5 protein-coding genes are annotated in these 2,625 nt (G+C 64.1%); 3 read left to right on the top strand and 2 right to left on the bottom strand.

What is annotated here, in order from left to right:
• Positions 1-114: 114 nt before the first annotated feature.
• The gene (locus FM111_RS04815) at positions 115-429 is read right to left on the bottom strand and encodes a DUF4011 domain-containing protein (RefSeq protein ID WP_087139584.1); all 315 of its coding nucleotides are present in this window, start codon (positions 427-429) and stop codon (positions 115-117) included.
• A 327-nt stretch (positions 430-756) separates the two neighbouring features.
• Here FM111_RS04815 and FM111_RS04810 point away from each other — a divergent pair, with 327 nt between their 5' ends.
• Positions 757-1,419, top strand: coding sequence for a response regulator transcription factor (locus FM111_RS04810; RefSeq protein WP_143276047.1), 663 nt, complete (start codon positions 757-759; stop codon positions 1,417-1,419).
• Entirely contained in the window at positions 1,416-1,670 is a 255-nt protein-coding gene (locus FM111_RS04805; protein ID WP_087139582.1) for a hypothetical protein, read from the top strand. The genes FM111_RS04810 and FM111_RS04805 overlap by 4 nt, the downstream gene beginning before the upstream one ends.
• Here FM111_RS04805 and FM111_RS04800 read toward each other — a convergent pair.
• Positions 1,667-2,083: a MarR family winged helix-turn-helix transcriptional regulator gene (locus FM111_RS04800; RefSeq protein WP_087139581.1), complete on the bottom strand. Its 417-nt coding sequence runs from the start codon at positions 2,081-2,083 to the stop codon at positions 1,667-1,669. The genes FM111_RS04805 and FM111_RS04800 overlap by 4 nt on opposite strands.
• 197 nt (positions 2,084-2,280) lie before the next feature.
• Here FM111_RS04800 and FM111_RS04795 point away from each other — a divergent pair, with 197 nt between their 5' ends.
• Positions 2,281-2,586: a hypothetical protein gene (locus FM111_RS04795; RefSeq protein ID WP_087139580.1), complete on the top strand. Its 306-nt coding sequence runs from the start codon at positions 2,281-2,283 to the stop codon at positions 2,584-2,586.
• The last annotated feature ends 39 nt before the right edge of the window (positions 2,587-2,625 follow it).

The raw sequence follows: 2,625 nt of genomic DNA, 5'->3' as shown, positions 1-2,625 counted from the left end.
TCTTGAGCAGATTGCGAAATCGCCTCGCTGCGTCCTATCAATAGAACGATGAGAGGCCTCAAGGGCTTCAGCGCTTCACGCAAGGTCGAGGCCGCGAGGGCGCGGATTTGCTGTCTAGAAACGATAGGCGGCAGCAACGTCGGCGTTCGACTGTGAGGAACACGCGACGCTGCGTTCGTCTTCGGGCTTCTTCTTCCAGCGGAGGAAGCCGACAGCCAGGAAGAGGGTGTTGGCGCCGCCCTCCGCCATGTCGTTGCGCACCTGACGATGCAGGTCGATCAGGCGGGCCAGGAGCTGTTGTTGATCCAGGGGAGACGGCAGTTCGTCGCGAAGCAGCGCCTCGGCGGCGAAGCTGCGCTGGATGTCGCGGCCGTGGACCTCGCGATAGACGACGGCTTCTCTTCTCAGCCAGTTGCTGCCGAAGATCATAAAGCGAACGGCGCGCAATCAGCCGGTCGAAGATTTTACCAACGGTTGCTGATTCCGCCTCGTTCACACGAAGTCGGCGGTCGCCAGATCCATCTGGCGCACCGTATGAGGCTCGACAGTTCAACCGGCAGTTTAACACGCCAAATCCGCGTGCTTTCGGCCATATCCAACTTAACGGCGACTAAACCGCATCAAGTGCGACTAACCTGTCACCATCTGCATCATTGCCGGGGGGAGGGAACCTTGCACATAGACACGGTACGACGGGACGAACGACTTGAGGTCGCGAGCACAGGTCTGCCCGCTGGGACCGGACGCACACGCGCGTTGTTGCTGATCAATCTGATTGGCGACGAACCACAAGAACTGGGCGGCTATCTGGAACGCCGAGGCTTCCAATTGATGGAGATCGGCTCGACCGCCCACCTGCATAATGATGATGAAGGCCCCCTGGCCGAGACATTCGAGGCGGTCGTGCTGATCGCATGCCTGCCAGACGCAGAGGCGCTGGCCGCCATTCGCCAGTTGAACGGCGCAGGCGCGCCGCCCCTGCTGGTGGTTGCGCTGGAAGGCGAGGCGATGGAGCGGGTGCTGGTGCTCGAGATGGGGGCCGACGATCTGGTGGGGCGAGAGGCTGAACCGCGTGAAGTGCTGGCGCGGCTGCACCGCCTGATCCGCCGGCGGCCGGAACCGGATGTGGCGGCCCGTCCGGCGGCGGCGCATGACTGGGCGCTCAAGCCCTCTCAACGGACGCTGATCACGCCTTCGGGCCGTACGATCAAGCTGACGGGGCGCGACCAGGCGTTGCTGAACGCTTTCACTGACAACGCCGGCGGCCTGCTGCTGGAGCGGGACTATCCGCGCGGCCATATCCGCACCGCGATCAGTCGTCTGAAACGCAAGGTGAAGGCCGACGCCGGGGTCGCCTTGCCGATCCAGAACGTCTGGGGGCAGGGCTATCGTTTCGATGCCAATCTGGTGCAGGCATGAGCGCCCTGCGCTCCGATGCGCGGCCGGATAACGGCGCCGCCGACGTCCGGCTGATGAAGCGCAAGGCCGTGATCACCGTTGAATATGAAGTCGAGGACTATCTGGGCGCCAAGGCTCAGGAGAGCCGCATCCGCCGTGCGCTGGCCGATCTCAGCCCCGACTTTGACCGCATCGACATCCGCTTCGCCGATCGGCGGCCGCGCAGCTCGCCGCGCGCACCCGCGCCCAAGCGGAGCTGGCCTCGCGACTAAGCGGCGTTCATGCGTTCCGCAATCGTCGATGGCGCGCCGGACGTGTTCGCCGCCCTATCGGCCCCTGGCTCCGCTGCGAGAATGGCGCCGAGCCGGTTCGCCAGCGCATTGCCCTTCACAGTCAGGGCCAGATGCCGGCTGCGGCCGTCCGTTCCGCGCAACAGCTCCACCAAGCCATAAGCGGGCGTCAGGGAGCCCGGCTGACCTTCGCCCGCCATAGCGCGCACTCCGCGTGAAACAGCCGCGTCGTTTCGACCGCACAGTGACGAAAGTTCGAGCATTCGGACGCCTTCCTGGCGCCGGATGTGCAGGAACATGACCAACTGGCTGAGGCTCAGACCGGGCGCCGCGCGCTCGACTTCGGCCAAGGCCGCCAACAGAGTCTGCGTCATGTGATCGGCGGCGTCGGTCATGCAGCGGCTTCCCCTCGTTCGAAAGCCATTGTGATGCTGAACATACGCCTCCGACCGCGCCAAACAGCCGGTTGGTCGATTTCATCGTCGCTCCGTCGCGACAGAGGGCGCATTTCGTCGCGCTAAGCGACCGCTTCGCCGCCTCGCCTTTGCGCTTGGACCGCAGTTGATGCTTCTGTCCCCCGACAGGAGAAACGATGACCGAACACGACGACTTCGAGACGCGGCCCTGGATCTTCACGCGGCTGGACGGCACAGTCGTCGTGCTGACCCTCGTCTTCTGGACGATCAACGCCCTGCAATTGAGCGTCCGCTCGCTGATTTCTCCGTCCGATTTCAATCAAATGGATGGAGTCGTCCTCGCCCGGCTGGCCAGCCTCGGGACGGGAATCGTGCTGACCCTGGGAATGTGGATCATCCTGCGCCGTCTGACGGAGACCCGCGCTTTCGCCTGGTTCTGGCGCGCTGCGGCGCTGGGTCTGGCGGTGGTGCTGTCAGTCTAACGCTAAAGGTGCTCCACCTAAAAGGTGGCAAGCCACTGG

This window comes from Brevundimonas diminuta 3F5N, from assembly GCF_900163625.1.
GTDB classification, from domain to species: Bacteria; Pseudomonadota; Alphaproteobacteria; order Caulobacterales; family Caulobacteraceae; genus Brevundimonas; species Brevundimonas diminuta_A.
This window is presented reverse-complemented; position numbering and strand designations above follow the sequence as displayed.